Genomic DNA, 4,043 nt, shown 5'->3' on the forward strand with positions numbered 1-4,043 from the left:
GGTCTTTTTCAAAGTTTCCGATACCGGCAGGGGCATTCCTGCAGAATATCTTGACAGACTCTTCGAACAATTCTTCCGTGTTCCGAAACAAAAAAAGGAAACCGGCGCAGGACTCGGTCTTGCCATTGTAAAGGAGATCGTGGAAGCACATGGCGGGACAATACGCGCAGAGAGTCTTGAGGGAAAAGGCAGCACCTTCATCTTTACCCTTAAAAGAACAGATCAAATCTCTAAAAAGGAGCATCATTCATGATCGATCTTGTTTACATCTTTATCACAATTGTTTTTTTCGGGCTCTGCGTACTCTATGCGGATGCCTGCGGGAGGTTTTAAAACATGGCTGACTTATTCGGAGCTTTTATAGGAATTATCCTGATCGGATATCTGCTTGCAACGGTCCTCCGACCTGAGAAATTTTAGAGGGGGCAAAGATATATGGACATTTTTGGATGGATTCAACTGACACTTTATATTGTTCTGCTCCTTGCCCTCACCAAACCGATGGGGCTCTACCTCGTCCGTGTACTCGATGCCGAGGGCAGGACCTTCCTCGATCCTGTTTTGCAGCCTGTGGAACGTCTGTTTTATCGTCTATTCCGCGTGGACCCGGGCAAAGAACAGGATTGGAAGCGTTATACCATATCGATGCTCTCCTTCAGCCTTGCGGGATTGCTGTTCACATATATCATCCTCCGGCTTCAGCATCTTCTGCCCCTTAATCCGCAGGGTTTCGGATCTGTCAACCCTGATCTGGCTTTTAATACGGCGGCCAGTTTTACCACCAATACAAACTGGCAGAATTACACTGGTGAGTCTACTCTCTCCTATTTTTCTCAAATGGTGGGGCTTACCTTCCATAATTTTGCCTCGGCAGCCGTGGGGATTGCTGTGGCCGCAGCCCTTGTGCGGGGCATTGCACGCCATTCCATGAAAACAATCGGCAATTTCTGGGTTGACCTGGTCAGGATAAATCTTTATCTGCTTTTGCCCATCTGCCTGGTTTTTGCTGTTTTCCTCGTATCGCAGGGTATGATCCAGAACTTCAAGACATACGAAAAAACGAGTCTTATCGAAACTGCTGTTGTCCAGACGGCCAGGCAAGATTTTGCCGGCAACGAGATGAAGGACGATAAGGGAAATGCAATAATGGAAACTCAGGAAGTCAGGGATCAGATCATTCCGCAGGGACCTGTTGCTTCTCAAGTGGCGATCAAGATGCTCGGAACGAATGGAGGCGGGTTTTTCAATGCCAATGCAGCGCACCCTTATGAGAATCCGACGCCTCTGTCCAATTTTCTCCAGATGCTGTCGATTTTTCTAATCCCCAGCGGCCTTACCTATTATCTCGGACACACGGTAAAAAAACAGCAGCATGGCTGGGCAGTCTGGAGCGCCATGGCAATACTTTTTATTGTTGCCGTTCTGGTCTGCTGGTCTGCTGAAAGTGCGGGCAACCCGAGGCTCCATGCATTAGGAATAGACCCTGTAAGCGGAAACATGGAGGGAAAGGAAATCCGTTTCGGCATCTTCAATTCCGCCCTTTTTGCCACGATTACTACCGATGCCTCCTGCGGTGCAGTCAACTCCATGCACGATTCTTTTACACCTCTCGGAGGGCTGGTTCCGCTGTTTAACATTCAACTGGGCGAGGTGGTCTTCGGCGGCGTGGGCGCAGGACTTTATGGAATGCTTGTCTTTGTGGTGCTGGCAGTATTTCTCACAGGTCTTATGGTGGGACGCACCCCTGAATATTTGGGAAAGAAGATCGACTCATATGATGTGAAAGTCTCTGTCCTGGCCCTACTCATACTGATTTTCAGCATCCTCGGGTTTTCTGCGTGGGCCATAGTCGGCAAATGGGGCCTTGCCGGCCTGAACAACAGCGGACCCCACGGTCTGACTGAGATACTCTATGCATATTCATCCGCCACAGGTAATAATGGAAGCGCCTTCGCGGGTTTAAGCGCCAATACTCCCTGGTACAACACGACATTGGGTCTTGCCATGCTTTTCGGGCGCTTTATCATGATCGTGCCTGTCATGGCCCTGGCAGGGAGCATGGCAAGGAAGAAGCTTATCCCTTCAACAGGAGGAAGTTTCCCCGTGTGGGGGGTTATGTTTACGCTAATTCTGGTGGGAACGGTTCTCATAGTGGGCGCTCTCACATTCCTGCCGACCCTTGCACTCGGTCCCATTGTGGAGCATTTTCTCATGATGAAAACTACCCTGTTGTACTAAAGGAGTAAAAACTATGGCTTTGAAAGCTCATTCTCTTTTTGACCGTGAGATCGTTATTCAGGCAACTGCCGATGCCTTCAGAAAACTGAATCCCCGGTCGCTGCTAAAAAATCCAGTCATATTTGTCACAGAAGTGGGGGCTGCCCTCACCACTCTGGCATTGTTTTTCAGGTCCGGCAATGAATCCTTCGGCTTTGTCCTTCAAGTATCGCTCTGGCTCTGGTTTACCGTGCTCTTTGCTAACTTTGCAGAAGCCATGGCTGAAGGGCGAGGCAAGGCCCAGGCCAACACCCTGCGAAAGACACGCACCCAAACCATGGCAAATTTGGTAAAGGCCGATGGTTTAACCCAACCGGTAGGGGCGAATCAATTACGAAAGAACGACCTCTTTATCGTGTCCGCCGGAGAAGTTATACCTGCCGATGGCGAAATTATTGAAGGCTTTGCTACTGTAGACGAATCCGCCATTACAGGCGAATCCGCCCCTGTCATACGGGAGTCAGGGGGTGATCGGAGCGCAGTTACCGGCGGCACACGGGTTCTCTCTGATTGGATTAAAGTCCGCGTCACTGCCAATCCCGGCGAGAGTTTTCTCGATCATATGATCAGCCTTGTGGAAGGTGCACAACGTCAGAAAACGCCGAACGAAATCGCTCTGACGATCCTTCTTTCGGCCCTGACAATTATCTTCATCGTTGTCGTTATGGCCTTGAAGCCCTTTGGTTTCTATTCGGGCATCGTCTTTTCTATCACCGTGCTTGTGGCACTGTTGGTCTGCTTGATTCCGACCACTATCGGCGGGCTATTAAGCGCCATCGGTATTGCAGGCATCGACCGGATGGTCCAGAAGAACGTTCTTGCCATGAGCGGCCGTGCTGTGGAAGCAGCAGGTGATGTAGATGTACTGCTTCTCGATAAAACCGGCACCATCACCCTGGGAGACCGTCAGGCAACAAACTTTATGCCGGCACCGGGAATTACAAAAGAGGAACTGGCAAATGGCGCACAACTTGCATCTCTGGCGGATGAAACACCTGAAGGCAGGAGTATCGTTGTTCTTGCGAAACAGTATGGCCTCAGGGGTCGCTCAATTTCCGAGATGCCCCATGCAAAATTCATCTCTTTTTCAGCACAGACAAGAATGAGCGGGGTAGATATCGACGACAGGCAAATACGAAAGGGCGCTTCTGATGTAATACGGTCTTTTGTCGGAGGCAGCGTTCCGATAGAGGTGCAGGATGCCGTTGATTTTATCTCACTCTCAGGAGGCACCCCTTTACTTGTTGCCGACGGGGAAAAGGTCCTTGGTGCTATACACCTCAAAGACATTGTGAAAGGCGGGCTTAAAGATCGTTTTGAACGGTTCAGAGCAATGGGAATAAAAACAGTTATGATTACCGGCGACAACAAACTTACCGCGGCTGCCATAGCAAAGGAAGCAGGTGTGGACGATTTTATCGCTGAAGCAAGGCCTGAAGACAAACTGGCATTAATTCGAAGGGAACAGGCAGCAGGACATCTTGTCGCCATGACCGGCGACGGCACGAATGATGCCCCTGCCCTTGCCCAGGCAGATGTGGGGATGGCCATGAATACGGGAACACAGGCTGCCAAGGAAGCGGGAAACATGGTGGACCTTGATTCGAATCCCACCAAGCTGATAGAGGTCGTGGAGATCGGCAAACAGATGCTCATTACCCGTGGAGCCCTGACAACCTTCAGTATCGCCAATGACGTGGCAAAATACTTTGCCATCATCCCGGCTATGCTGGTAACTGTTTTTCCTGTCATTGCACCGCTCAATA

At 50.2% G+C, this 4,043-nt stretch carries 3 protein-coding genes; all 3 read left to right on the forward strand.

Annotated features, from left to right (window positions below; genetic code table 11):
• The coding region (locus tag NT178_07800) for a sensor histidine kinase (GenBank protein MCX5812434.1) at positions 1-253 on the forward strand (253 nt) is incomplete at its 5' end.
• A gap of 182 nt (positions 254-435) precedes the next feature.
• The gene (kdpA, locus tag NT178_07805) at positions 436-2,238 is read left to right on the forward strand and encodes a potassium-transporting ATPase subunit KdpA (GenBank protein MCX5812435.1); all 1,803 of its coding nucleotides are present in this window, start codon (positions 436-438) and stop codon (positions 2,236-2,238) included.
• Between the two features lie 13 nt (positions 2,239-2,251).
• A partial coding sequence (gene kdpB / locus NT178_07810) for a potassium-transporting ATPase subunit KdpB (protein MCX5812436.1) occupies positions 2,252-4,043 on the forward strand: 1,792 nt, incomplete at its 3' end.

Source organism: Pseudomonadota bacterium (genome assembly GCA_026388255.1).
Lineage (GTDB): Bacteria > Desulfobacterota > Syntrophorhabdia > Syntrophorhabdales > Syntrophorhabdaceae > JAPLKB01.